At 51.0% G+C, this 22,997-nt stretch carries 23 protein-coding genes, 1 other RNA gene and 1 other annotated feature; of the genes, 20 read left to right on the top strand and 4 right to left on the bottom strand.

Translation table 11 applies throughout. From position 1 onward, the window contains the following. Positions 1-215: 215 nt before the first annotated feature. From FD07_RS02050 to mprF, 13 genes are all read left to right on the top strand, one after another. Complete coding sequence (locus FD07_RS02050; protein WP_020088136.1) at positions 216-785, top strand: sigma factor; 570 nt, start codon at positions 216-218, stop codon at positions 783-785. A 74-nt stretch (positions 786-859) separates the two neighbouring features. Further along, entirely contained in the window at positions 860-1,009 is a 150-nt protein-coding gene (rpmG, locus tag FD07_RS12075; protein WP_081624552.1) for a 50S ribosomal protein L33, read from the top strand. A gap of 50 nt (positions 1,010-1,059) precedes the next feature. Continuing rightward, positions 1,060-1,236, top strand: a complete 177-nt coding sequence (secE, locus tag FD07_RS02045; protein WP_020088137.1) for a preprotein translocase subunit SecE — start codon at positions 1,060-1,062, stop codon at positions 1,234-1,236. 122 nt (positions 1,237-1,358) lie between these two features. Then, a complete protein-coding gene (gene nusG, locus FD07_RS02040; protein ID WP_020088138.1) occupies positions 1,359-1,910 on the top strand; it encodes a transcription termination/antitermination protein NusG in 552 nt (183 codons plus the stop codon). Positions 1,911-2,052: 142 nt separating this feature from the next. Further along, complete coding sequence (rplK, locus tag FD07_RS02035) at positions 2,053-2,478, top strand: 50S ribosomal protein L11 (RefSeq protein ID WP_020088139.1); 426 nt, start codon at positions 2,053-2,055, stop codon at positions 2,476-2,478. A 97-nt stretch (positions 2,479-2,575) separates the two neighbouring features. After that, positions 2,576-3,274: a 50S ribosomal protein L1 gene (gene rplA / locus FD07_RS02030; RefSeq protein WP_020088140.1), complete on the top strand. Its 699-nt coding sequence runs from the start codon at positions 2,576-2,578 to the stop codon at positions 3,272-3,274. A 73-nt stretch (positions 3,275-3,347) separates the two neighbouring features. Beyond that, positions 3,348-3,472: a sequence feature (ribosomal protein L10 leader region), on the top strand. A gap of 25 nt (positions 3,473-3,497) precedes the next feature. Continuing rightward, positions 3,498-4,004 carry a 50S ribosomal protein L10 gene (rplJ, locus tag FD07_RS02025; RefSeq protein ID WP_020088141.1) on the top strand — a complete coding sequence of 169 codons (507 nt, stop codon included), beginning with the start codon at positions 3,498-3,500 and terminating at the stop codon, positions 4,002-4,004. A 57-nt stretch (positions 4,005-4,061) separates the two neighbouring features. Then, positions 4,062-4,427, top strand: coding sequence for a 50S ribosomal protein L7/L12 (rplL, locus tag FD07_RS02020; RefSeq protein WP_020088142.1), 366 nt, complete (start codon positions 4,062-4,064; stop codon positions 4,425-4,427). Positions 4,428-4,683: 256 nt separating this feature from the next. Beyond that, positions 4,684-5,304, top strand: a complete 621-nt coding sequence (locus FD07_RS02015) for a hypothetical protein (protein WP_155823014.1) — start codon at positions 4,684-4,686, stop codon at positions 5,302-5,304. A 228-nt stretch (positions 5,305-5,532) separates the two neighbouring features. Then, positions 5,533-6,129, top strand: coding sequence for an NADPH-dependent FMN reductase (locus tag FD07_RS02010; RefSeq protein ID WP_020088144.1), 597 nt, complete (start codon positions 5,533-5,535; stop codon positions 6,127-6,129). Positions 6,130-6,328: 199 nt separating this feature from the next. After that, the gene (locus FD07_RS02005) at positions 6,329-7,024 is read left to right on the top strand and encodes a response regulator transcription factor (RefSeq protein WP_020088145.1); all 696 of its coding nucleotides are present in this window, start codon (positions 6,329-6,331) and stop codon (positions 7,022-7,024) included. Positions 7,025-7,030: 6 nt separating this feature from the next. Beyond that, a complete protein-coding gene (locus FD07_RS02000; protein ID WP_020088146.1) occupies positions 7,031-8,410 on the top strand; it encodes a sensor histidine kinase in 1,380 nt (459 codons plus the stop codon). A gap of 488 nt (positions 8,411-8,898) precedes the next feature. Next, on the top strand, positions 8,899-11,508 hold the full coding sequence (mprF, locus tag FD07_RS01995) for a bifunctional lysylphosphatidylglycerol flippase/synthetase MprF (RefSeq protein WP_027825855.1): 2,610 nt from the start codon (positions 8,899-8,901) through the stop codon (positions 11,506-11,508). A gap of 659 nt (positions 11,509-12,167) precedes the next feature. Here the strand turns inward: mprF and FD07_RS01990 are convergent. Further along, positions 12,168-12,746, bottom strand: coding sequence for an LOG family protein (locus FD07_RS01990; protein ID WP_020088148.1), 579 nt, complete (start codon positions 12,744-12,746; stop codon positions 12,168-12,170). Positions 12,747-12,920: 174 nt separating this feature from the next. Here FD07_RS01990 and FD07_RS01985 point away from each other — a divergent pair, with 174 nt between their 5' ends. After that, entirely contained in the window at positions 12,921-13,823 is a 903-nt protein-coding gene (locus FD07_RS01985) for a 3-hydroxyacyl-CoA dehydrogenase (RefSeq protein ID WP_020088149.1), read from the top strand. Between the two features lie 106 nt (positions 13,824-13,929). Further along, positions 13,930-14,568, top strand: a complete 639-nt coding sequence (locus tag FD07_RS01980; RefSeq protein WP_020088150.1) for a Vat family streptogramin A O-acetyltransferase — start codon at positions 13,930-13,932, stop codon at positions 14,566-14,568. Positions 14,569-14,953: 385 nt separating this feature from the next. Here the strand turns inward: FD07_RS01980 and nrdF are convergent, their stop codons facing one another. From nrdF to nrdH, 3 genes are all read right to left on the bottom strand, one after another. After that, on the bottom strand, positions 14,954-15,949 hold the full coding sequence (gene nrdF / locus FD07_RS01975; protein WP_020088151.1) for a class 1b ribonucleoside-diphosphate reductase subunit beta: 996 nt from the start codon (positions 15,947-15,949) through the stop codon (positions 14,954-14,956). Positions 15,950-16,131: 182 nt separating this feature from the next. Then, positions 16,132-18,297: a class 1b ribonucleoside-diphosphate reductase subunit alpha gene (gene nrdE, locus FD07_RS01970; RefSeq protein WP_020088152.1), complete on the bottom strand. Its 2,166-nt coding sequence runs from the start codon at positions 18,295-18,297 to the stop codon at positions 16,132-16,134. 585 nt (positions 18,298-18,882) lie between these two features. Next, entirely contained in the window at positions 18,883-19,110 is a 228-nt protein-coding gene (gene nrdH / locus FD07_RS01965; RefSeq protein WP_020088153.1) for a glutaredoxin-like protein NrdH, read from the bottom strand. Positions 19,111-19,309: 199 nt separating this feature from the next. Between nrdH and FD07_RS01960 the strand changes: the two genes are divergently transcribed. From FD07_RS01960 to FD07_RS01945, 5 genes are all read left to right on the top strand, one after another. Continuing rightward, on the top strand, positions 19,310-19,912 hold the full coding sequence (locus FD07_RS01960) for a class I SAM-dependent methyltransferase (protein ID WP_020088154.1): 603 nt from the start codon (positions 19,310-19,312) through the stop codon (positions 19,910-19,912). A 27-nt stretch (positions 19,913-19,939) separates the two neighbouring features. Beyond that, positions 19,940-20,470: a nucleoside deaminase gene (locus FD07_RS01955; RefSeq protein WP_020088155.1), complete on the top strand. Its 531-nt coding sequence runs from the start codon at positions 19,940-19,942 to the stop codon at positions 20,468-20,470. A 113-nt stretch (positions 20,471-20,583) separates the two neighbouring features. Next, positions 20,584-20,670, top strand: an RNA gene (gene ffs / locus FD07_RS12070) — signal recognition particle sRNA small type. A 224-nt stretch (positions 20,671-20,894) separates the two neighbouring features. Further along, on the top strand, positions 20,895-22,655 hold the full coding sequence (gene dnaX, locus FD07_RS01950) for a DNA polymerase III subunit gamma/tau (protein ID WP_020088156.1): 1,761 nt from the start codon (positions 20,895-20,897) through the stop codon (positions 22,653-22,655). Between the two features lie 20 nt (positions 22,656-22,675). Beyond that, positions 22,676-22,993 carry a YbaB/EbfC family nucleoid-associated protein gene (locus tag FD07_RS01945; protein WP_020088157.1) on the top strand — a complete coding sequence of 106 codons (318 nt, stop codon included), beginning with the start codon at positions 22,676-22,678 and terminating at the stop codon, positions 22,991-22,993. The last annotated feature ends 4 nt before the right edge of the window (positions 22,994-22,997 follow it).

The raw sequence follows: 22,997 nt of genomic DNA, 5'->3' as shown, positions 1-22,997 counted from the left end.
ACCAACAACAGATATTTTAGAACCAGTGAATTAGGCTAACTAACGATTTGAGCGGTGATGGCTATCGACGATTAAGGCCGAGCGCACACTAACTAGAGATTGTTGGTAGATAGATGCAATTATAAAAAGATAAATTTTATTTAAACGTCCGTTCGCTCGGCAATGGGGAGGGCCTCCTTTAGACTAGAAATAGACCCAATAAGGAGGCTTTCCCATTGATCGAATTAAGTGATACACAGCTCCTCTTTCTCATCCGTGAATCGCTGGATTCGCCCGCATTACTGGTGCTATTTGAACGCTATCGGCCGGTGCTGTTTAAGATTCAGAGCAAGTATTTCATTCCCGACCACGACCTTGATGATTGGAATCAGGAGGCCTTGTTGGTATTCTGTCGCGTTGTGCAACGGTACGAGATCGCGCGAATGAAGAGCTTTGGTGCCTTCTACCGACGAGCACTCTTGTTTCGGGTGTACGATTTGATTCGCCAGAGTCAGACGCAGAAGCGCCTTGAAGATCGTTTGGCAGTCTCCCTGGAAGCCAATCGCGTATTTATCTGTGACACGGTCGGGGATGCTCGGTGGGTGCTGCGGGAGAGCCTAGAGGTGAAGGATGCGGTTCGTCAGGTAGGGGAACGTCTATCTGGCATTGAACGCGGTGTCTTCAACGACCTCCTGCAGGGACAGTCCTTACAGGGAATCAGTCAGGCGCGGGCCCTGTCGCTAGCTCAAGTCACCAGTGCGGCTCACAGGAGTCAGATAAAGCTCCGTGAAGTCTTTGCCGAATGATTGACGGGCGGGAAAGACAATGGTAAACTACACCAGTATGAGTTGAACATGATTTGATTAAAGGTGGTGGCAAGATGGCTCAAAGGAAAATTGCTCTGGCCTGTTCAGTATGTGGGTCGCGAAATTACACCATCACAGCAAGTGCGACCCGCACTAAGCGTCTAGAGGTTATGAAGTTCTGTAAGGTTTGTGGGAAACATACGTTACACCGCGAAACCCGTTAATGTGACTGATCGTAACGCCAAAACACTACAATTTATTAGGAGGCAACACCATGCGTTTATTCCGTTTCTTTAAGGCGGTCGGACAGGAAATGAAGCAAGTTTCTTGGCCTGGTCCTAAGCAAACGCGGCACGATACTGGTACCGTTATTGGCATTTCCGTGCTCTTCGCGATCTTCTTCGCGGTCGTTGACTGGATCGTTCAGTACGGCTTAAAGTTCATCGCCTAGGTGAATTGTCAGTGGTCAAATACGGCCAGATATGGTATATTAAGTAGCAACAGGAACTTCGTGTATTGCGGAGTTTTTTTATTTTGGACGAAAAAGTCAATTATTAAAGGAGTGCACCACACATGGTTGAGTCAGCTGAAAAGCAATGGTACGTACTACACACGTACGCCGGATACGAAAACAAGGTTATGGCAAACTTGGAATCCCGTGCCGAATCAATGGGGATGCAGGACAACATTTTCCGTGTCGTTGTTCCTGAAGAAGAAGAACACGAAGTTAAGAATGGTAAGGACAAGGTCACGATGGAAAAGACCTTCCCTGGCTACGTCTTAGTCGAAATGGTCATGAGTGACCAAGCTTGGTACATTGTCCGGAACACGCCTGGGGTTACTGGGTTCTTGGGTTCCCATGGTCAAGGTAGTAAGCCAACGCCACTGTTGCCTGACGAAGTGGAACGTATCTTACGTCGTGTGGGGATCTCTGCACGTCACGCTGAATTGGACGTTGCACCTGGCGACTCCGTAACCATCGTGGATGGTGCCTTCAGCGGCTTAGTTGGTAAGATCACGGAAGTCGACAACGAAAAGATGAAGTTGAAGGTCAACATCGACATGTTCGGTCGGGAGACCAGTACAGAACTCAACTTCGATCAAGTCGACCCTATCCTGGGTTAATCCGGCTTTTTCAGAAAAGAACTTGTTGCAGTTAGTAAAGTGTGGTATGATTCTCAGGTATGCGTGATGCATATTTTTCAAAGTGGGAGGGGCAAACTAACAGCCCCACTTACCACACACGGACTCAAGGAGGTATTGTCTCGTGGCTAAAAAAGTAGCTAATGTCGTTAAATTACAAATTCCTGCGGGTAAAGCAACCCCAGCTCCCCCAGTTGGACCAGCTTTAGGTCAAGCAGGTATCAACATCATGGGCTTCACTAAGGAATTCAACGCTCGTACCGCTGACCAAGCTGGTATGATCATTCCTGTTGTGATCAGTGTCTATGAAGATCGTTCCTTTGATTTCATCACTAAGACTCCTCCAGCAGCAACGCTGTTGAAGAAGGCTGCTGGTGTTGAAAGTGGTTCCGGCGAACCTAACACGAAGAAGGTTGCTACGGTAACCAAGGATCAAGTTAAGCAAATCGCTGAAACTAAAATGCAAGATCTAAACGCAGCTGATGTTGAAGCAGCTATGCGCATGATTGAAGGTACTGCCCGGAGCATGGGCTTCACGGTCGAAGGTTAAGCTCAGTTTTCGGATAGTCGGACACTTCACGAAAATGAAATGTGTCAAGTGGGAGGTTTATCCGTTACAACCACATTTGCAAGGAGGAATACACAAAATGGCTCACAAACGAGGTAAAAAGTATCAAGACGCTGCGAAATTGGTCGAGGCTGACAAGGTCTACACCATGGGCGACGCCGTTGATTTAGTTAAGAAGATGGATTTCGCTAAGTTCGATGCAACTGTTGAAGTTGCCTTCAAGCTTAACGTTGACACGAAGCAAGCGGACCAACAACTCCGTGGCGCATTAGTATTGCCAAATGGTACCGGTAAGGAAACCACGGTAATCGTATTCGCTAAGGGTGACCAAGCTAAGGCTGCTGAAGCAGCTGGTGCTGACGTTGTTGGTGAACAAGACTTAGTAGAACGCATCCAAGACGGTTGGTTGGACTTTGACGTTGCTATTGCAACGCCAGACATGATGGCCCAAGTTGGTCGTTTAGGTCGGGTCTTAGGACCTAAGGGCTTAATGCCTAACCCTAAGACGGGGACTGTTACGATGAACGTTGAAAAGGCTGTTTCCGATGCTAAGAACGGGCAAGTTACTTACCGGACTGACCGGGATGGTAACGTTGCTGTTCCATTTGGTAAGGTTTCCTTTGATGCTGACAAGCTTGCCGGCAACTTGAAGACCATTGCTGAAACGATTGTTCGCATTCGTCCAGCTGCTGTACGTGGGACTTACGTTCAACACGTTTCAATTTCTTCAACGTTCGGCCCTAGCGTCGACGTTGACTTGGCTTCTTTATTAGCCTAAGTTAAAACGTGAATTAAAAAAATCCCTTGCAGTGCATTGACAGTAATGTCGAAGTATTGTATGCTATTGAAGTTGTATTTAATAGATCCTACCTAAGACTCAGGTGGCCTAATGGTCTTAATTTCCTGCCGAGGCAGAAGTTTACTTAAACTTTTGACTCCTTATGTCTTGGTGGCATAGGGATTTTTTTATCCCACCAAACTTTTCCGGGAGGTGAAATAATTTGAGTGAACAAGCTATTGCTATCAAAGCAAAAAAGGTTGATGAGGTTGTTGAAAAATTCAACAACGCCGTCAGTGCTATCGTTGTTGACTACCGTGGTTTAACTGTTGAAGAAGCAACTGAATTACGGAAGCAATTGCGTGAAGCAGGCGTTCATATGAGCGTTATCAAGAACAAGATTTTGGTTCGGGCTGCTGAAAAGGCTGGTTACGAAGGTCTTAACGATCTTTTCGCTGGTCCTACTGCCGTTGCTTTCTCTGACGAGGATGCAATTGCCCCAGCTAAGGTTTTGAAGAAATTTGCTGATGGTGTTGATGACCTTGAAATCAAGGGTGGTTTCATCGAAGACAAGATTGTCTCCGTTGACGAAATCAACACTTACGCTACCTTACCTAGTCGTGAAGATCTTCTTTCTATGCTGGCTAATGTCTTACAAGCACCAGTACGGAACGTGGCTTACGCTGTTAAGGCTATTGCTGAAAAGGGTGACGAAGGCGACGCAGCCTAAGTCCCAGATTCAAATTGAAACATAAAATATAAAACCCAATTATTGGAGGAAAATAACATGGCTTTTGATAAAGATGCTATCATCGCTTCTCTTAAAGAAGCATCAATTACTGACCTTAACGACTTAGTTAAGGGTATCGAAGACGAATTCGGCGTTTCTGCTGCTGCACCAGTTGCTGCAGCCGGTGCTGCTGGTGGCGACGCTGCTGCCAAGGATTCATTCGACGTTGAATTAACTGAATCTGGTGACGCTAAGGTTAAGGCTATCAAGGCTGTCCGTGAAATCACTGGTTTAGGTTTGAAGGACGCTAAGGGTCTTGTTGACAACGTACCATCTGTCATCAAGGAAGGCCTTTCAGAAGACGAAGCTAACGACATCAAGGAAAAGCTTGAAGCCGCTGGTGGTGTGGTTACTCTTAAGTAATCACTTACACTTCGAAAATAAAGAAGTCGCTGCCTCCGGGTGGCGGCTTTTTGTTTTTCATCACCATTCTGGGAGTTAAGCCGTTAGCCGGGGTAAGCTAACGTTTAGATTGCCAGCCTATAATGGGGCCCGAGGGTTTCTAGGGAGTCGTGTCTCGCTGCGACCACCCTTGGGATTACATATTGATTGGGGAAAAGGGGAGCTTAGGATGCACAAGGGGATTTTGCCGCAATTATGGTTTTGGAGCGGTTTTGCTTTGAGTTTATATGTATTACTACTGATTTCAAGCATACCCGTATTGGGATTGGTACGGTGGCCCGGCGCCCACGGTATGATCAATAACGCGGGCATTCGAATTCTGGTCACGTTGGTATTGATGGTGCTCAGCGCCCTCGCTATCTGGTGGTTTTATCGGTATCACACAAGTCTGTGGCTCCGACAAGTCATTACACCACGTCACGTGTGGTGGACGTTGGCGAGCACGAGTTTAGGCGGCGTTGCGTTGGCAATCATTGCCTTTACGCTAACGCCATCTACGCTGACGGTACCTCTGATTCCGGGGCTGACCGTCGAGCTTTTATTGGGTGGCTTCGCCGTGTTCGTGGCGTCACTACTGTTCGTATGGGTATTACAGGGAATCTTACAAGAACGACTCAACCGGCTGCCGGATTTTCCGAAATGGGCGGCGGTGTTGTTGCCAATCATTTGCTACATCTTGGTTTCCTGGGGGTCACTGAGCGATAATCTGTCAGCGCTGGTCGTTGGTGGCGTTGTTGCGGGTATCTATCAAGCTACCCGCGACTGGCAGTGTTCCTGGCTAGCGATGGCGTTGCTGACGGTGGTATCGTTGGGCTTGCCACCAGTCGGATTAGGTTAAGTTAGTTGTGAGTGATCGGCGGATGCGCCGGTCACTTTTTTTAGACAATTACGATGCCATACGAAAAAAGTATGTACTTACATTAAGTTAGTAACAGGCCTGATACTCCGGGGATAACGATGGATTTACTTACTTTTAGTTATCAGATGATTGATTAATTTTCATTGTATTTAGTTAACCCCCATGGTAAGCTAACACACGTTATTAATTAATTAGGAGGTCCTCCCCATGTCAGTAAAAATTGGTGTTATTCTTGGTAGTACCCGGACGAATTCGCTCGGTGAAAAGTTGTTCAAGTACCTACAACAGGCAATGCCCACTGCGGACGTTGACTTTACGTGGATTGATCTGAAAGATTATCCGTTGCCATTTTACGACCACGCAGAGACGCCGTTGTCCGAGGCCATCCAAGGCCTGGCACCAATCGAAGAGCAGTGGCTGAACGTATTAAAGGCTCAGGATGGTTATGTCATTCTCAGTCCGGAGTACGATCATGCCATTACGGGGAGCCTCAAGAATGCCTTAGACTTTGTGGGTCCCGAGACCGATCACAAGCCGGTTCAAATCGTGACCTACTCCAAGTATAGTGATGGTGGGGCACTGGCCGCCGCATCCGTCGTTGAAATTCTCCAGATGTTAAAGATGATGGTCTTGCCCGCCCCAGTCCTGTTGTGGAATGCCGAACCCAACTTCACAGCTGACGGCACACTCGTCAAGACAGCGCCAAACAGTGATCACTTTGCGAAGCGCTTGGCGGCAGCCTTTGACGAGCTGGTTCACTACGCAACGTTGATGAAGGCACACCCGTATCAAGCTAAATCATGATAACGACAGAGAGTCTGAGCTAAAATGCCAGGCTCTCTTTTTTTGGCCAAATTTAGGTAGCCGATTAGTCTCCCGCGCCGTTTCGTATCAAAGAATTTATAGATCTTTTAGAAAACCTGAAGATTTACCCGTACAGTGGTCAGAGAAACTGTAGTGGCGTAAGCTGAACTTAATGATACGAAAGCTAGGGGGATCTGCAATGAGTGACATGATTTTAGTGGTGGAGGACGATGCGGCGCTACTGGCGTCGGTCAGCATGGATCTGCAGTTCGAGGGGTACACGGTGCTTAACGCTAAGGATGGCCGCAGTGCGCTTGAAGTCTATGAAAATAATCGGGGGCAACTGGATCTGATCATTCTAGATTGGATGCTACCCAAGCTGGACGGGCTCGGGGTGTTGCGGCGGATTCGACGTAACGATGACTTACCGGTAATCATGATGACTGCGCGCGACTACGTCAGTGATAAAGTCACGGGGCTGGATACCGGGGCGGACGACTACATCACCAAGCCGTTTGATTTGGAAGAACTGCTTGCGCGGGTTCGCGTTATCTTGCGGCACCGTCAAGCGACAACGCCAGCCACGCAGCAACTCCACGTGGGTCAGCTAATGGTCGACACGCGCAGTCGTCAAGTCAGAAACGGTGGCGAGTTGATCCAATTGACGCAACGTGAGTACGATCTGTTACTCTGCCTCATGAAGAATGCGGGGGAGACACTGACCCGGGATGATTTGCTGGATCAGGTCTGGGGCGTAGACTTTGAGGGGCAACCCAACATTGTTGACGTTTATATCCGCTACCTGCGACACAAGCTCGCGGCGGGACACGTCAATGATTTGATTCACACGGTGCGTGGCGTGGGTTACGTCCTTTCCACGGAATATCTGGGGTGAGCGCGAATGGCTAAAGCACAAACAACGGCCGGAGAAATTCATAAACGGGTGATTCGGCTGCTTATTTTGGCAACGCTGCTCATGGGGACCGCCATCATCACGGTGGTCGGTTACCAGCAGATTCGCCAGACTCAGGATTCAGCGACCCGGTTGATGAAGGGGCTTCAACACTCGGTAATCGATGACCAGCCCGACTGGTACTGGTGGCGGCGATACAGTGCCATCGATACCTTTGAGACCAACGTCCGGGTGACGAACCCCCGTGATAGCTCGGTTAAATACTACTACTCGCCCTATACTCGCGACTTTCTAAGTCATAAGCCTCACCGGGTGTTGGGCATTCGAAATATCAGCTATGCGCCGGAGTACGGGCTGACGTATTATCGAGAAAGTTACTATCATGGAAATCGCTTGGAAATTTGGCTAAACCTCATGCCAATCGTGGTGACCCTGTTGTCGGTGGCGATTGTGGTGCTGCTGGTTATGGTGGCAACAATCTTGATTGGAGGATTTTACGTCCGATCGGTCGCTCGAAAACTCACACAGCCATTGGCTAGTCTGAATACTGCGGCACAGGAGCAGGCCCATCAGCGCGAATGGCGGATTGCTCTGCCCGTTCCGGCGCAACCGGTGGAAGTCAATCAGTTGGCCGCGAGCTTTAACGCGCTTTTGGAGACGGTCAATGCACACACCGCTCAGGAGCGGCAGTTCACCTCGAATGCAGCCCATGAGCTGCGGACACCGATTGCCGCGGTCCTGACCCAAGTGCAGCTTCTCCAGCGACGTGCGGCGGACCATCCGGAGATTATTCCACAGTCATTGGCCTATATCAGTGATGAGTCGATGCGGATGAAGAATTTGGTGGATAGTCTGCTGACGCTGTCGCGAGCTGACCGCGCTGTTTTGGAGCTGGCGCCCGTTGATCTACAGGACGTGATTGCCGCGGCGACAACGCGTGAACGGCCTCTCCTTCACCAGACACTGCGCGTAACCGGCAATCAGTCGCCAGCTGTGATTCTAGGGGCTGCAGAGAGTCTTGAGCAGGTGTTGACGGCCTTGCTCGATAATGCTGCCAAATACTCACCCGCTACGTCGGTCATTACCGTTGACTTAGAAACGACGGCGACCACCCAGATCATTCGGGTTAAGGATGAGGGGATGGGGATCAGTGCGGCGGATAAGCGGCATATCTTTGAACGTTTCTATCGTGCTGATCCGGCGCGAACGCCAGAAATTGCGGGCACCGGGTTAGGTTTGGCGATCGTTGACCAGTTGGTGCATCTGAATCACGGGACCATTACCGTTGGCGACAACGTGCCGCAGGGGAGTCAATTTGTGGTGACGTTGCCTCGAGCGGATGGCCAATCTGAGAAAATCTCAGAATAATTTCTTTTAGGGTAAGTTTTTAAAGTAGACCGGTTCAGCTATGATTAAAACAGTCAATTGCAGTTGAACTTTTTTAGGGGCAACCGGACGGATTGTGGCGTGACAAAAGTCTTTTGAGGGATGGTCATGGCGCATAGACCGGCTGACGGCAATTGAACGTCTAGCTTGACGCACCACCTGAGGGGGACGGTCCTTTCCGGGAGAACCGGCTTGCGTGAGTCACGGCGAGAATCGCATTGGGGAATGCGGTTATGGGAAATAGAATCTGATGAGTGATAGCACAATTGGTCAACGGAGTATGGAGAAACAACAAGTTAATATAGTGGGTAGTGCCGATCAGCATGGACTACCCAAAGGAGCCGGGCGTGGGGACGTCGGCTCCTTTGATGTATAGTAAGTCAGGTAACCTAACGGCTGATTCCAGCTCTGCCTTGATTGTGTTTCGTCTGGGCCATTGCGATAATGAAGAACTACGGGGGGATTTTATGATGGGGAAAAGACTATGGTCGGGCATTCAAAAACACATGACGTTGATTAAAGGGCTCTTTATGTTTTCCGTGCTGCTCTTTATTATCCGAGAAATTGGGCGTGTGGCGCATGAGGTCAGTGGGCAGCAGGTGCAATCAGTCCTAGCGTCGTTAAGTTGGGGAACGTTGGGCCTCCTCCTAGTGGGGGGCTTTGTGGCGGTCCTGCCAATGCTGATCTACGACTTCACTATCGTGGAATTCTTACCCGGTAAGTTCTCGACGGGGTACATCGTTCGGAGTGGCTGGGTGACCAACACCTTCACCAACCTCATGGGGATGGGCGGTCTCCTCGGGGCGAGCCTGCGAGCGAACTTCTACTCGGCGTCGGCCACGAAGAAACAGGTGGTGTATGCCATTTCAAAAATTGCGCTGTTCCTGTTGGCCGGGCTGTCCCTGTCGTGTTGGGTTGCCCTCCTCTTGCTCTTTGGGTTTAACGTTGGCCAACCGTATCAGGGGTACTGGTTCTGGCTGCTGGGTGGTGGCCTGTACTTTCCAGGCTTGTTCTTCTTCACGCGATTCAATGACAGCGAGTTTTTTAAGGACTTGACCTGGACGCGTGAGCTGCGCTTGATCATTGGGTCCAGTCTGGAGTGGGGTGGTTGTGCGCTCTTCTTTCTCCTGATTGGTTGGACACTGAATCTACCGTTAAATTTAGTCGCTGTATTTCCGATGTTTGTGGTGGCCTCGGTCGCGGGGGTCGTCTCGATGATTCCTGGTGGTTTAGGGAGTTTTGACGTCTTCATGATCCTAGGTCTGGGGATGCTAGGGGTCAGTCGCGCGGATGCGGCGGGGTGGTTGTTACTGTATCGGCTATTCTACTATCTCTTCCCGTTTGGCGTGGGGGTCGGCCTGTTCTTCCACGATGCCGGTCGTAAGATCAACCGCTTCTTAAATGGTTTGCCGGTCGCAGCTCTGCGGCGGGGCGCACACCTATTCGTGACGACCTTTATGTATTTCTCTGGTGTGATGATGCTCCTGTACGCGACGATTCCAGACGTGGTCTTAACCAATCATCTCTATATTCGGTTGGTGCCCTATATGTTTTACTTCCTGGATCAAGTCTCCAATATTATCGTGGCCTTTCTCCTAATTGGATTGGCCCGGGGGGTTGGGGCACGAGTCAAACGGGTCTTTTGGCCAACGCTCGTAGTGTTAGCAATCGCCATTGGTAACACGCTCTGGCGGGAGAACTTTCCCGGGGGCTTGGCGGTTCTACTGGGATTGGTGCTGGCCTGCCTCATCTTTGCACGGCCGGAGCTGTACCGCGAGGGTTTCCACTATTCCTGGGGCGGCCTGCTGATCGATGGCAGTATTTATGTGGGCACGTTCCTGTTGTATACCGTATTAGGGTTGTACATGTTTCAGGGGAACCATCGGCCATGGCTACCGCAGAGTTGGTTGGTACCGTCGATGCAGGTATGGCTGAACGGCCTGGGTGGCTTGCTGGTAGCCTTGCTGATCCTCTTGGGCATCTATCGCTACCTGGCACGTTCACGGCAGGCGTGGTTGCGGCAGCCGTTTGATGGGCCGCGGGTGCGCGCACTGATTCGGCGGTTTGGTGGCAACGAGGTCAGTCATTTAGCCTTCTTGCGGGACAAGCGCCTGTACTTTTACCAGGAGGATGGTGAAGACCAACTGTTGCTTTTATTTCGGCAGCGAGCCGATAAGCTTCTGGTTATGGGCGAACCCATTGGTAATCAGGAAAAATTAGCGCCGGCGCTCAAGCAGTTCATGCACGATACAGACCTGGCCGGATTGCGGCCCGTCTTCTACGAAATCAGTGAATCGCTGACACTACGGCTACACGAGATGGGGTTTGACTTCATCAAGGTGGGGGAAGAGGGTCATGTCGACCTGACCACATTTAATCTGGTGGGAAAGGCTCATCGTGGAGAACGGGCGCTGGTCAACAAGTTCCGTCGTGAGGGGTATACCTGTGAGATTCAGCAGCCCCCATTCAGTGACGCAGACTTTGCAACGCTGCAGGCGATTTCTAACTCGTGGTTGGGTGATCAGACGGAGAAGGGCTTTTCGATGGGATTCTTTGACCGAACCTACCTCGACGAAGCGCCAATCGCCGTGATGAAGAATGCTAGCGGTGAAATCGTGGCGTTTGCCAATCTGATGCCTACGGGCGATCGGAAGATGACGTCGATTGATTTGATGCGTGAGAGTCACGCGGCCCCCTCCGGCATCATGGACGGACTATTCGTGTACCTATTCGAGCTGTGCCGTGATCAAGGCTATACCGCCTTTAATCTGGGGATGGCTCCCCTAGCCAACGTAGGCGTCTCGAACTTCAGCTTTATTGAGGAACGGGCGGCCCACCTGATCTATCAGTACGGGTCCAGCGTTTACAGTTTCCAAGGCTTACGGGCGTATAAGGAAAAGTACGTGACCACCTGGCAGCCAAAATACTTGGCATACCGGCGGCGCGCATCGCTAATCTTCACGATGCTCCAGCTGATGTTGGTCATCAATCGGCCAGCAACGGGACCAAAGACGCGGCTGGTACCACATTGGCTGGATCGCTGGTTAACCGATGAGATCAACTGGCAGAACCGCCGTTAACTGGTCTAAACCTAGTCGCCTGCGGCAGCCAGGGATTTCGCCTGCTGTGGGGACCGGTCCAAGCCTGAGGAGCGGTCTTGAACCTCGACTTGAAGCCGTCACAGTTCAGACGTCTCCAAGCTCGTCCGATGACCTAACCTGACAAAAACCGTCAGCTAAGGTCATCGACACGGCTGGCTACACCCTGGCTGCCTCCGGCTTAGACTGGTTTTTACCCGCGATAGCGGCTGATCTGGTCAGTTAGAGTAGTTGCGCGTTGATCTACATTGTTTTGACGCAGTCGGAAATTATGACAGTTTATTAGCACTGTTGTCTAGTCAAACAGAGCGCAAAAAAAGAACGAGCATTTAAGCCCGTTCGGTTAGATTAGTTTTGAAATTGCACGTGCCTGTTGCCATTGCAATGGAGAGCAATGGCATGGGTTCGGCTAGTGTTTTGGGTTAGAAATAGTGTAGCCGGAGGAGGCCCAGGATGGAACCGGCCGTGGTAATGGCGTTGGCTGGCGTTCTTTGCTAGCCTACACCATGGGCGACTTTGAAGACAGGTGGTTTTCGTGGCTTCAAATCGAGCGAGAAGCCCGGTTCTTAGGCTGAAGCGTCCCCACAGCAGGTGGAATCCTTGGCAGCCGCAGGCGACGCAGCTAATGCCAAGACTAAAGACTAGTTCGTGTATTTGTAAGGCAGCTGGTGATGGAAGGTCGCGAAGCCTTCGAAGATTTTGTCAATCGAAGGTGCGTCAATAAAGAGATCCATGTTTTCTTGTGGTGCGAAACCTTGGTCACAGCACTTCTGCATCATGGCCACGAGTTCGTCGAAGTAGTGGTTGATGTTGAAGAGGGCAATTGGCTTTTGGTGAACGTTGATCTGGCTCCACGACAGCATGGTCGTGAATTCTTCAAACGTACCAAAACCACCAGGAAGGACGATGAAAGCATCGGACTGGCGAAGCATTTCGTCTTTCCGTTCGTCCATGGTGCTGGTCTCTAACAACGTAGTGACGTTGGTTTCGGCCAAGCCCATTTCGCTTAAGAAGGTTGGGATGATCCCGATGACTTCACCACCGGCGTCCATGGTGGACTTGGCAATCGCGCCCATCAGGCCTTCCTTCCCTCCACCGTACACAACGGGATGGTGGTTAGCGGCGAGGTATTGGCCGAGCGCGTTCGTTTGTTTGAGAAAGTCTGGATCATAACCGTGGTTGGATCCGCAGAAGACGCAGACGTTTTTGATTTTTGGCATAGAAATTGACCCCCTGAATTTAGACAGTGGCACGCCGGATAACGTAATCATTTTAAACCGATAGCGGCGCGTAACTTACAATCCATTATACCGCAAAATGACGGGTGGCCTAGGCCAGATTTTGTGGAGTTTTGTGAAGATTTGTTGGGGAATGACTAGAAAGGGTGAGGGGTAATGGCAATCGAAAAAGTTGTGATCGCTGGTGGCGGGACAATGGGGAGTCAGATTGCGTTTCAAATTGCATATAGTGGCCTGTACGTGACCGTCTACGACGTGAATCCAGCGGCTAGTGCTGCAGCAAAACGACGCGTGGCTACGTGGGACCGAACCTACATGCGGGAGCGCAAGGCGACACCGGCCGTCATCAAAACGACCAATGATCATCTGCGTTACGCCACGGATCTGGAGACGGCGGTGGAAGATGCCGACCTGGTGATTGAGACCGTTCCGGAAGTGGTGAGCGTGAAGAATGAATTCTACGCGCGGTTGGCTAAGGTAGCCCCGCAGGAAACCATCTTCGCTACCAGCACGTCGACGATGGTTCCCAGTCAATTTGCGGCGATTACCGGCCGGCCCGGGAAATTCTTGGCACTCCACTTCACGAACCACGTCTGGGTCAATCATCTGGCCGAGGTGATGGGACATCCGGGAACGGATCCCGTCATTTACCAGGAAGTCGTGGCCTTTGTGCGCCGGATTGGGATGGTGCCGATTCAGCTACAGAAGGAACATCCGGCTTATATTTTAAATGCTATGCTGGATTCTTTCCTGAGCACGGCGTTGATGCTATGGGTCGAGGGGGTGGCTGACTTCGAGACCATTGATCGGACCTGGATGATGGCGACCGGTGCCGTGCGGGGGCCGTTTGCGGTACTTGACGAGATTGGACTGCAGACGGCCTATCAGCTGATGTTAGGTGCCAGTGCCGAACCGGGACGCGAGGGCTTGGTCACAGTAGCCCACCGAATCAAGATCGAATTGATCGACAATCATCGGCTGGGTCAGGAAACTGGAGCGGGATTCTACGAGTATCCGCACCCGGCATTTCGGCGGGAAGGATTTGTACAGGGAAAATAAGGTGAGTGATGGCCAACCAACGACGGTGCGGCCATTTTATTTTGGCATTGCTTTCCGCTGAGGTGCCCGGTACACTGAGGGTAATTGAAGACGAGGAGGCTTTTCCATGACAGTTCCTGATGTGAATGCAGTTTACCCCAACCCGGAAATTAAGGAAGTCGTGTTTCTAAAGAACGTGATTCAACGGCCCAACATTGAAGTGGGCGACTATACCTACTATGATGATCCGGTGGCGCCGCTAGACTTTGAGCGGCACGTGACCCACCACTATGAGTTTTTAGGTGATAAATTGGTGATCGGCAAATTCTGCTCGATTGCGAGTGGTATTGAATTTGTGATGAACGGTGCTAATCATGCCATGGCCGGGGCGTCGACCTATCCCTTTAACATTTTAGGTGGCGACTGGCAGGCCTTCACGCCGCGTCTCGCGGATCTTCCATTGAAGGGCGATACCGTGGTTGGTAACGACGTTTGGCTAGGGCAAAACGTGACGGTGTTACCCGGTATCACGATTGGTGACGGAGCCATCGTAGGAGCCAACAGCGTCGTGACCAAGGATGTCGCTCCGTACACGATTGTTGGCGGTAACCCGGCCGCGCTGATTCGTCCGCGTTTTGCCCCGGCCGTGATTGTGGCCTTGGAGAAATTAGCGTGGTGGGACCGAGACATCGACTGGATCACGGCCCATATCCCAGCACTGACGCGAGCCACGCCAACGGTTGAGGAGATTGAAGAGTTGATGTAAATGGTTGTGAGTTGTTTTTTATAGCGTGATGATTAATATGAGTGAGACTTTTGATTAGGCACGACTGGGGCATTATGTGGGAGAAGATTAGCCTAGCCGGAGGAGGCCAGGGGTGGCGCCAGCCGTGACAACGGTGTTAGACCGGGTGTTTGAATTTTCCCGGCCTTACACCGTGGGACGTGTTTGGAAACTCGCAAGGTTTTCGCGAGGTTTCAAACCGAGCCGGAAGCCCGTTCTTTGGCTGTAGGCGGTCCCCACAGCGGCAGAATCCCTGGCAGCCGCAGGCGACAATTTTTACCATATATGACCGAAAAACAAAAGACGCCGCAAGCGTGCGGACCATCATACGGTGGTTCGGCGTTTGTGGCGTCTTCATCTGTCGAATTTATTTGCTAGGGTCATCGGGCGCTTGGGGTTCGCCGATGTTGTAGTCGCTGTCGTTCATGGCTTCGACGTTACCCAACAGGTAACCGTTCCCAACTTGGGAGAAGAAGTCATGGTTGGCAGTCGACGTGGAAATACCGTTCATGACAACGGGGTTCACGTCCTCGGCAGTGTCGGGGAAGAGGGGATCTTGGCCCAGGTTCATCAGTGCCTTGTTGGCGTTGTAACGGATGAAGGTCAAGACTTGTTCTGTCCAGCCGACTTGATCGTAGAGAGTGTGGGTGTACTTTTCTTCGTTATCGTATAACTTGTAAAGGAAGTCGTACATCCAGTCCTTCATTTGTTGTTGTTCGTTGTCGGTCAATTCCTTCATACCGAGTTGGAACTTGTAACCGATGTAGGTGCCGTGGACGGATTCGTCCCGCAGAATCAACTTGATGATTTCGGCAACGTTAGCCAGCTTGTTGTGACCCAGGTAATACAGTGGGGTAAAGAACCCGGAGTAGAACAGGAACGTTTCCAAGAAGACACTGGAGATTTTTTTCTTCAGGGGGTGCTCGTCATCGTGGTAAAGGTCGAAGATCCGCTTAGTCTTGTTCTGCAGAAATTCTTCGGAGTCGCTCCACCGGAAAATTTCATCGATTTCATCGGGCGTATTCAGCGTGGAGAAGATTGTGGAGTAACTCTTGGCATGAACGGATTCCATGAATTGAATGTTGTTTAAGACCGCCGTTTCATGAGGGGTCCGAACATCCTTACGCAGGGCCGCCATCCCATCTTGAGATTGCAGCGTATCCAGTAAGGTCAGCCCACCAAAGACGTGGCCCACGACCCATTGATGGTCGGTGTCTAGCGTCCGCCAGTCATCCAAGTCGTTGGAGACGGGAATCCGGGTGTCCAGCCAGAATTGTTCCGTTAATTTTTCCCAAGTTGCCTTGTCGATTTCGTCAGAAACCGCGTTCCAGTTGATTGCGTTATAATCTTCAGTTCTTGCCATTGCAGCCACTCCTTTTTCATATTGCCGGGGTCCAACATTGTGTTGGCCTAAGCTTACCACATTTAGGTGGTGAAAATGTGAATCAAAAAGCGGCGACTTCCGCTAATGTTGCCCAGTACAGAATCCCGGAGGAGTCACTGGACTGAGCAACACGCGGATTCACCGCTTTTACTTAATTTTTGCTAAATAACGCAGCTTTCACATTGGTTGGCACCGACTTCGTTATTGTCGTCGGTAAACGTCCGTACGTAGTAGATGGACTTGATGCCTTTGCGGTAAGCGTAGTTACGTAGGATGCTGAGGTCCCGCGTCGTCATCTTATCGGTCCGGCCGTTCTTCCATTCGTACAGGCCTGCTGGAATCGTCGAGCGCATGAATAACGTCAAACTCATCCCTTGGTCCACGTGTTTCTGAGCTGCCGCGTAGACGTCGATAACCCGCCGCATGTCCGTATCGTAAGCGGACTTGTAGTATGGCATGGTGTCGTTGTCCAGATAAGGTGCTGGGTAGTAGATCTTCCCAATCTTCTTTTCCTGGCGTTCCTCAATCCGATTGATGATGGGGTGGAGGCTGGCTGTGGTGTCGTTGATGTAGGAAATCGATCCGTTAGGCGCAACGGCCATCCGGTTCTGGTGATACAGTCCGTCTTGCATGACCGCAGCCTTGAGCGCTGCCCAGTCTTCAGGAGAAGGTAACCAGACGTCCTTAAATAAGGCTTGGACCTTTTCCGCCTTTGGCCGCCAGTCTTGTTCTGTGTAACGGTCGAAGTAGCTCCCGTCGGCGTAGGTACTCTTCTCGAAGTTGTGGAAAGTTTCGTGGCGTTCCTTAGCGATCTCGTTGGAAGCTTTGAGCGTCCAGTAGTTCAGCAGCATGAAGTAAACACTGGTGAAACCGATACTGTCCTTGGACCCATACATCATGTGGTTCTTGGCAAAGTAACTGTGAAGTCCCATGGCCCCCAGACCAATCGTGTGAGCGAGTCGATTGCCCTTTTGAATAGAGGGTACGACGTCGATGTCGGAATGATCGGTGACAAATGTCAGGGCACGCACCATGGTTTCCACGGAGTGACCGAAGTCGGGGGAGGTCATCAGGTTAACGATGTTGGTTGACCCCAGGTTGCAGGAAATATCGGTTCCCTTTTGAATGTATTCTTGTTTGTTGTTGACCGTGGATGGCGTTTGGACCTGCATGATTTCGGAACACAGGTTACTCATCACGATACGGCCATCGATGGGACTCTCGCGGTTGGCGGTGTCGATGTTGACGATGTAAGGATAACCGGATTCCTGTTGGAGCTTGCCAATTTCCGTTTCCAGTTCACGCGCCTTCAACTTCTTCTTACGAATGTCAGGGTTAGCGACCATGTTGTCGTATTCCGTCGTGATGTCCACGTAGGAGAATGGCTTGCCGTAGATGCGTTCCACGTCGTAAGGGCTAAACAGATACATGTCGGCGTCTCGTTCACAGAGCTCGTAGAATTTATCGGGTACCGTGACCCCAAGTGACAGCGTCTTGAGCCGAATCTTTTCATCGGCGTTTTCCTTTTTTGCACCCAAAAAGGCGATGATGTCGGGATGGAATACGCTCAGGTAGACCACACCGGCCCCTTGACGTTGGCCCAGTTGATTAGAGTAGGAGAAACTGTCTTCTAATAGTTTCATTACTGGAACCACGCCAGAAGCGGCGCCATCGATGTGTTTGATGGGATCGCCGGCCCCCCGCAGGTTGGAAAGGCTAATGCCGACCCCACCACCGATACGGGACAATTGAAGCGCGGAGTTGATGGTCCGGCCGATGGTGTTCATGTCATCGGTGGACTGAATTAAGAAGCAGGAAACCAATTCACCACGCCGCGCCCGACCAGCATTTAAGAAGCTTGGCGTTGCGGGTTGATAACGTTGGTGAATGATTTCATCGGCAAGGTCGTGGGCCAATTGTTGGTCGCCACCGGCAAAGTCGAGGGCGTTCATGGCCACGCGGTCGATGAAGTTTTCTAAGTAGTAGTCGTTGTCGTCCGTTTTCAGTGCATATTGGGCGTAGAACTTGTAGGCGGCCATGAAAGACTTGAAGTGGAAGTTTTGTGCCTTCAGGTAGCTGTAGAGGTCTTCGATGAAGTCAAAGGGATACTGATCGATGACCTGTTGTTCAACGTAGTTCCCGGCGATGAGGTAATCGAACCGGTCGCGGAGCGTGGCAAACTTTTTCGTGTTAGGGATCACGTTTTCCGTCAAGAAGGCCTGCAAGGCTTCCTGATCCTTATTCAGCGGAATCTGTCCATCGACGGGGATGTTGATCTCGTTGTTTAAATCGTAGTACGTGACGTCGCCTAAATTCTTTAAACTCATACTCGTCATCTCTTCCTTCTCTTAATAATCATTACTTCCTTGGTCTAACTATTGTCGCCTGCGGTTGCCAGAGATTTCGCCTGCTGTGGGGACCGGTTCAAGCCTGGGAAGCGGTCTTGAACCTCGGCTTGAAGCCGTCACAGTTCAGACGTCTCCAAGCACGTCCCATGGTCTTAACCTGACAAAGGACGTCAGCTAAAGCCATCGACACGGCCGGCTACATCTCTGACCACCTCCGGCTAAGCTAGCAGTTAGCCCGGCAGTTAGCTGCCAGGTATCTCTTGGGCTAGTTTTATACGGAAAATCTCGGGATTCTAAGCGGCGAACCCGCTAAGAGAACTTCCACTGCTGAGCCCATTTTGACCGTCCCTGCGGCTGACGCTTGTGTCGTCCATCAGCAATTGCCTAATCTCATATCATCAGCATTTGATAAACACTGATGAATTGAACAGAGACTACATATAGGGCAGAATGCCCAAGGCATATTTGGTAGGCAATTAGTTAGTTAACCGTTAAAAATCATATAAAAATGGCGACACCGTGAACAAACACGACGTCGCCAAGACGGGTTTGTGCTTACTTCAATTAGCCCGCAATCTTGGTCAATTGGTCTGGCCGGAAGCCATAGAAAGCAGGAAGCCCCTGTGCTTCAACAACTGGTACGGCTTGGAAGCCGTGGTCTCTAAGGTAAGACACATATTCTGGATTTTGATTAATATTCCGTTCTTCAAACTCCACGTTGTGTTCGCTGAGAAAACGCTTTGTCATCTTGCATTGCATGCAATTATTCTTTGAGTAGACTGTTACTTTCATTGTTGCCACATCCCTTAAATTTCAATATCAATGTGTTAAGTGTACACCAGATATTGAAAATAGCAATTAAAAAAAGCACCATATTTGGTAGTTGGTCAATACAATAACTACCAAATATAGTGCTAGACGGATTAAATTTATTTTTCTTGTTTTCCGCTAAAAAACTAAGGTAAAATAGACCTAAAAGGTGGCGGAGAATTTGACTAATCACTATTATACACAAAATCCAGACGTTTTACATGAGGAACACCATTGGCCGTTTACCCTCTTAGGCAACGAATTGTTGTTTACCACCGACAACGGAGTCTTCTCCAAGAACCGAGTCGACTACGGATCACGGGCTTTATTAGCGGCCTTTAATGCCGATAAGACGCCGGCTGGCCCTTGGCTAGACTTGGGCACGGGGTACGGTCCCATCGGCCTGGCACTGGCTAAGAAGTGGCCTGAACGGCAAGTCACAATGGTCGATGTCAACGAGTTGGCGTTGGACCTGGCGCGGCAAAACGCCGTGGCTAATCAGATTGAAAACGTTGAAATCAAGACGTCAGATATTTACGAGCACGTCACGGAGCGTTACGCTGCCATCCTAACGAACCCCCCCGTTCGAGCCGGTAAGCAGGTCGTCACGGCCATGCTGACGGGCGCCAAGGAACACCTCTTACCAGGGGGGACGTTGACCGTTGTGCTTCAGAAGAAGCAGGGGGCACCATCGGCCGAGAAGAATATGAAAGCCACATTTGGTAACTGTGAAATCATCAAAAAAGACAAAGGTTATTATATTTTGGAAAGTACGCTGAATTAACCTAACTGACTGGAAAGGAGGGGTTCGATGCGTGACACTTCCTATTCACCTCTGCAACGACATTATATGAAAGAAGCCCTGTTTGAAGCGGATCAGGCTGGCTTGATCGGCGAAGTGCCGATTGGGGCGGTTATCGTCCATGAAGGCAAGATCGTTGGCCGGGGGCACAACCTTAGGGAACACGCCAACGATGCCACGCTCCATGCCGAGATTCGTGCCATCGAAGAAGCCTGTGCAACGCTTAAAAGCTGGCGCCTCGAGGATTGTCAGCTTTACGTGAGCATCGAGCCCTGCCTGATGTGTAGTGGGGCGATCATCAACGCTCGAATTCCGGAAGTCTATTATGGTGCGCGGGACCCCAAGGCGGGGGCCGTGGACAGTCTTTATCAGACGTTGACGGACGAGCGACTTAACCACACCGTCACGGTTCACGAGGGCCTGATGGCCAAGGATGCTGGTGAGCGGATGGTGGCGTTCTTCAAAGCGGCAAGAAAGCGCCAAAAGGCGGCTAAAAAGGCCCGAAAGGCCAAAGTATCGGCACAGGATTCGCAGAACTAACCAGTTGTCATGAGGCACGTGAGCGGTGCTGTTTTAGACGAGTATCCCTGACAATTTTGCCAAGCTGCTAGACAGGCTTAGCGAATCATGATACACTAGTTATTGCCGTTAAGGCCTTGAAGCAAGGGCGGACTTACGAATTGTGTCAGGTCCGGAAGGAAGCAGCACTAAGTTTGCTTCGCTTTGTGCTTCAAGTTTATGAGCAATTAAGCAGGAGCTGTGACGTTTGTCGCAGCTCCTTTTCTGTCTTTAAATTTTATCTGGTCAAACCGGATGGTTAAGGGAATAGGCACGATTGGTTTCAAAAACCAAAATTAATTTCCGCTAAAACCGACCCAACAATCCGTGACAGACGGTAGGGAAAAAGGCTATAATTATGAACAGCGAATTTATCTGAGAATTATTGAAGAAAGGAACCGATTGCATGGCTTATCAAGCACTCTACCGGGTCTGGCGCCCGCAGCGTTTCGATGACATGATTGGGCAAGAAGTCATTACGCGTACGCTGAAGAATGCCATTACGACGAATCAAATCAGTCACGCGTACCTCTTTGCCGGGCCGCGGGGCACTGGGAAGACCTCGGCCGCGAAGATTTTTGCCAAGGCAATCAACTGTCACCATCAGGTCGACGGCGAACCCTGCAACGAATGTGAGACGTGTAAGGCCATCACGGCTGGCACGCTCAACGATGTTATCGAAATCGATGCGGCCTCCAACAACGGGGTCGAAGAGATTCGTGATATTCGGGACAAGGTCAAGTACGCGCCGACCGTGGCCGACTACAAGGTCTACATCATTGATGAAGTCCACATGCTGTCGACTGGGGCCTTCAACGCCTTACTGAAGACGTTGGAGGAACCGCCGGCTAACGTGATCTTTATCCTAGCCACGACGGAACCTCACAAGATTCCGGCTACGATTATTTCGCGGACCCAGCGCTTTGATTTCAAACGGATCGCAGCTAACGACAGTTACGAGCGGATGATTTACATCCTCAAGCAAAAGGACGTCACCTATGATGATCAGGCCGTGAAGGTGATTGCCAAGGCTGCCGAGGGCGGAATGCGGGATGCTCTGAGTATCCTGGATCAAGCCCTGTCCTTCGGCGACAACGAGATTACGTTGGACAATGCCTTGCTGGTCACTGGGAGCGTCACCCACGAGCTGTTAGCGACCTACATTTCACAAGTTCTGGCCGGTGATACCAAGTCAGCCTTGGCAAGCTTACAGTCCGTCTTAGAGGCCGGTAAGGATGCCGAGCGGTTTACCGAGGATATCATCAGTTATGCCCGGGACCTGTTGCTGTATCAGCAGGCACCACAGATGGTTGAAGAGGCCGAGATGGGGAGTGTCAGCGAGGACTTTCAGGCACTGGCCAAACAGACCCCGGCGCAGACCATGTACGCCATGATCAACGAACTCAATGCCATTCAACAACAGATGCGCTTCACGACGCACCCCGATGTTTATCTAGAAATTCTGACCATTAAGTTGGCTGAGATTGGCAGACAGAAGGGGGCAACACCAGCGGCTACGACGACACCGGCGGCAACGCCGAATGCAGAGGCACCGGTGCCCGCACAAGCGGCGGGGAACGCCGATGTGACGGAACTTCAGCACGAGATCGATCAATTACGGTCGGCCGTGAAACACCTCGAACAGGCACCAGCGGCCTCAGCTGCGGCGCCGACCAAGGCGAAACCCCGGGTAGCCAAGTCACCGGCGACCAAGGAAGTTAACCTGGCAAAGATTTATCCGGTGCTGGGTTCAGCGACCCGTGAGAAGCTCAATCAGCTCCAAGAGGTCTGGCCTGACTTGCTCAATAGCCTGACCGTGACGCAGCGAGCTGTCATGAAGGTGTCGCAACCCGTGGCGGCGGCCAATTCTGGGGCCATTGTGGCCTTTGATTATTCGTTCCTGTATCAACGGGCGACGACCGATCACGAGCTGACGGATGCCTTAGAGAACGGCCTCGACCGGATGATTGGGTCGGCACTACCGGTGGTCTTCGTTCCCAAGGATGAGTGGCCGGTGATTCGCAAGAATTATCTGACCGCCCACCGTGACGAGTTGCAGGCCAATGGCGAGGAAGATGCTCAGCCGGCAAAGCCTGCGGCCAATCCGGTCGTGACTAAGGCCGAAGAACTCTTCGGTAAAGACATTGTGGATGTTAAACAAGATTAAACCTTGAAAGGATGATACCAATGCGGAACATGGGAAATATGGGAAACATGATGAAACAGATGCGGCAAATGCAAAAGAAGATGGAAGAGGACCAAGCGAATTTGAACGCGCAATCCTTTACCGGGACCTCACCAGACGACATGGTCCAAGCGACGTTTACCGGCGACCGGAAGATGACTGACTTAGCAATCAAGCCAGAAGCCATCGATCCCGACGACCCCGACATGTTGGCCGACCTAGTGTTAGCTGCCGTTAACGACGCGTTGACCAAGGTCGATGAGACCACGAAGCAAACGTTAGGCAAGTACACCCAAGGGATGAATATTCCTGGTATGTAAGGCA

Origin of the sequence: Levilactobacillus parabrevis ATCC 53295 (assembly GCF_001434055.1) — a bacterium.
In the GTDB taxonomy this organism is placed as follows: Bacteria; Bacillota; Bacilli; order Lactobacillales; family Lactobacillaceae; genus Levilactobacillus; species Levilactobacillus parabrevis.
Note: the sequence above shows the minus strand (reverse complement) of the source record. Positions and strands in the feature narration are given on the sequence as shown.

Coding starts and splice junctions, on each gene's coding strand:
- FD07_RS02005 (WP_020088145.1), top strand. CDS start 6,329: ATGAGTGACATGATTTTAGTGGTGGAGGACGATGCGGCGCTACTGGCG.
- rpmG (WP_081624552.1), top strand. CDS start 860: ATGGCTCAAAGGAAAATTGCTCTGGCCTGTTCAGTATGTGGGTCGCGA.
- FD07_RS02000 (WP_020088146.1), top strand. CDS start 7,031: ATGGCTAAAGCACAAACAACGGCCGGAGAAATTCATAAACGGGTGATT.
- dnaX (WP_020088156.1), top strand. CDS start 20,895: ATGGCTTATCAAGCACTCTACCGGGTCTGGCGCCCGCAGCGTTTCGAT.
- rplL (WP_020088142.1), top strand. CDS start 4,062: ATGGCTTTTGATAAAGATGCTATCATCGCTTCTCTTAAAGAAGCATCA.
- FD07_RS01980 (WP_020088150.1), top strand. CDS start 13,930: ATGACAGTTCCTGATGTGAATGCAGTTTACCCCAACCCGGAAATTAAG.
- FD07_RS02010 (WP_020088144.1), top strand. CDS start 5,533: ATGTCAGTAAAAATTGGTGTTATTCTTGGTAGTACCCGGACGAATTCG.
- FD07_RS01955 (WP_020088155.1), top strand. CDS start 19,940: ATGCGTGACACTTCCTATTCACCTCTGCAACGACATTATATGAAAGAA.
- FD07_RS01990 (WP_020088148.1), bottom strand. CDS start 12,746: ATGCCAAAAATCAAAAACGTCTGCGTCTTCTGCGGATCCAACCACGGT.
- nrdE (WP_020088152.1), bottom strand. CDS start 18,297: ATGAGTTTAAAGAATTTAGGCGACGTCACGTACTACGATTTAAACAAC.
- secE (WP_020088137.1), top strand. CDS start 1,060: ATGCGTTTATTCCGTTTCTTTAAGGCGGTCGGACAGGAAATGAAGCAA.
- nrdH (WP_020088153.1), bottom strand. CDS start 19,110: ATGAAAGTAACAGTCTACTCAAAGAATAATTGCATGCAATGCAAGATG.
- FD07_RS01985 (WP_020088149.1), top strand. CDS start 12,921: ATGGCAATCGAAAAAGTTGTGATCGCTGGTGGCGGGACAATGGGGAGT.
- FD07_RS01945 (WP_020088157.1), top strand. CDS start 22,676: ATGCGGAACATGGGAAATATGGGAAACATGATGAAACAGATGCGGCAA.
- nrdF (WP_020088151.1), bottom strand. CDS start 15,949: ATGGCAAGAACTGAAGATTATAACGCAATCAACTGGAACGCGGTTTCT.
- rplA (WP_020088140.1), top strand. CDS start 2,576: ATGGCTCACAAACGAGGTAAAAAGTATCAAGACGCTGCGAAATTGGTC.
- nusG (WP_020088138.1), top strand. CDS start 1,359: ATGGTTGAGTCAGCTGAAAAGCAATGGTACGTACTACACACGTACGCC.
- mprF (WP_027825855.1), top strand. CDS start 8,899: ATGGGGAAAAGACTATGGTCGGGCATTCAAAAACACATGACGTTGATT.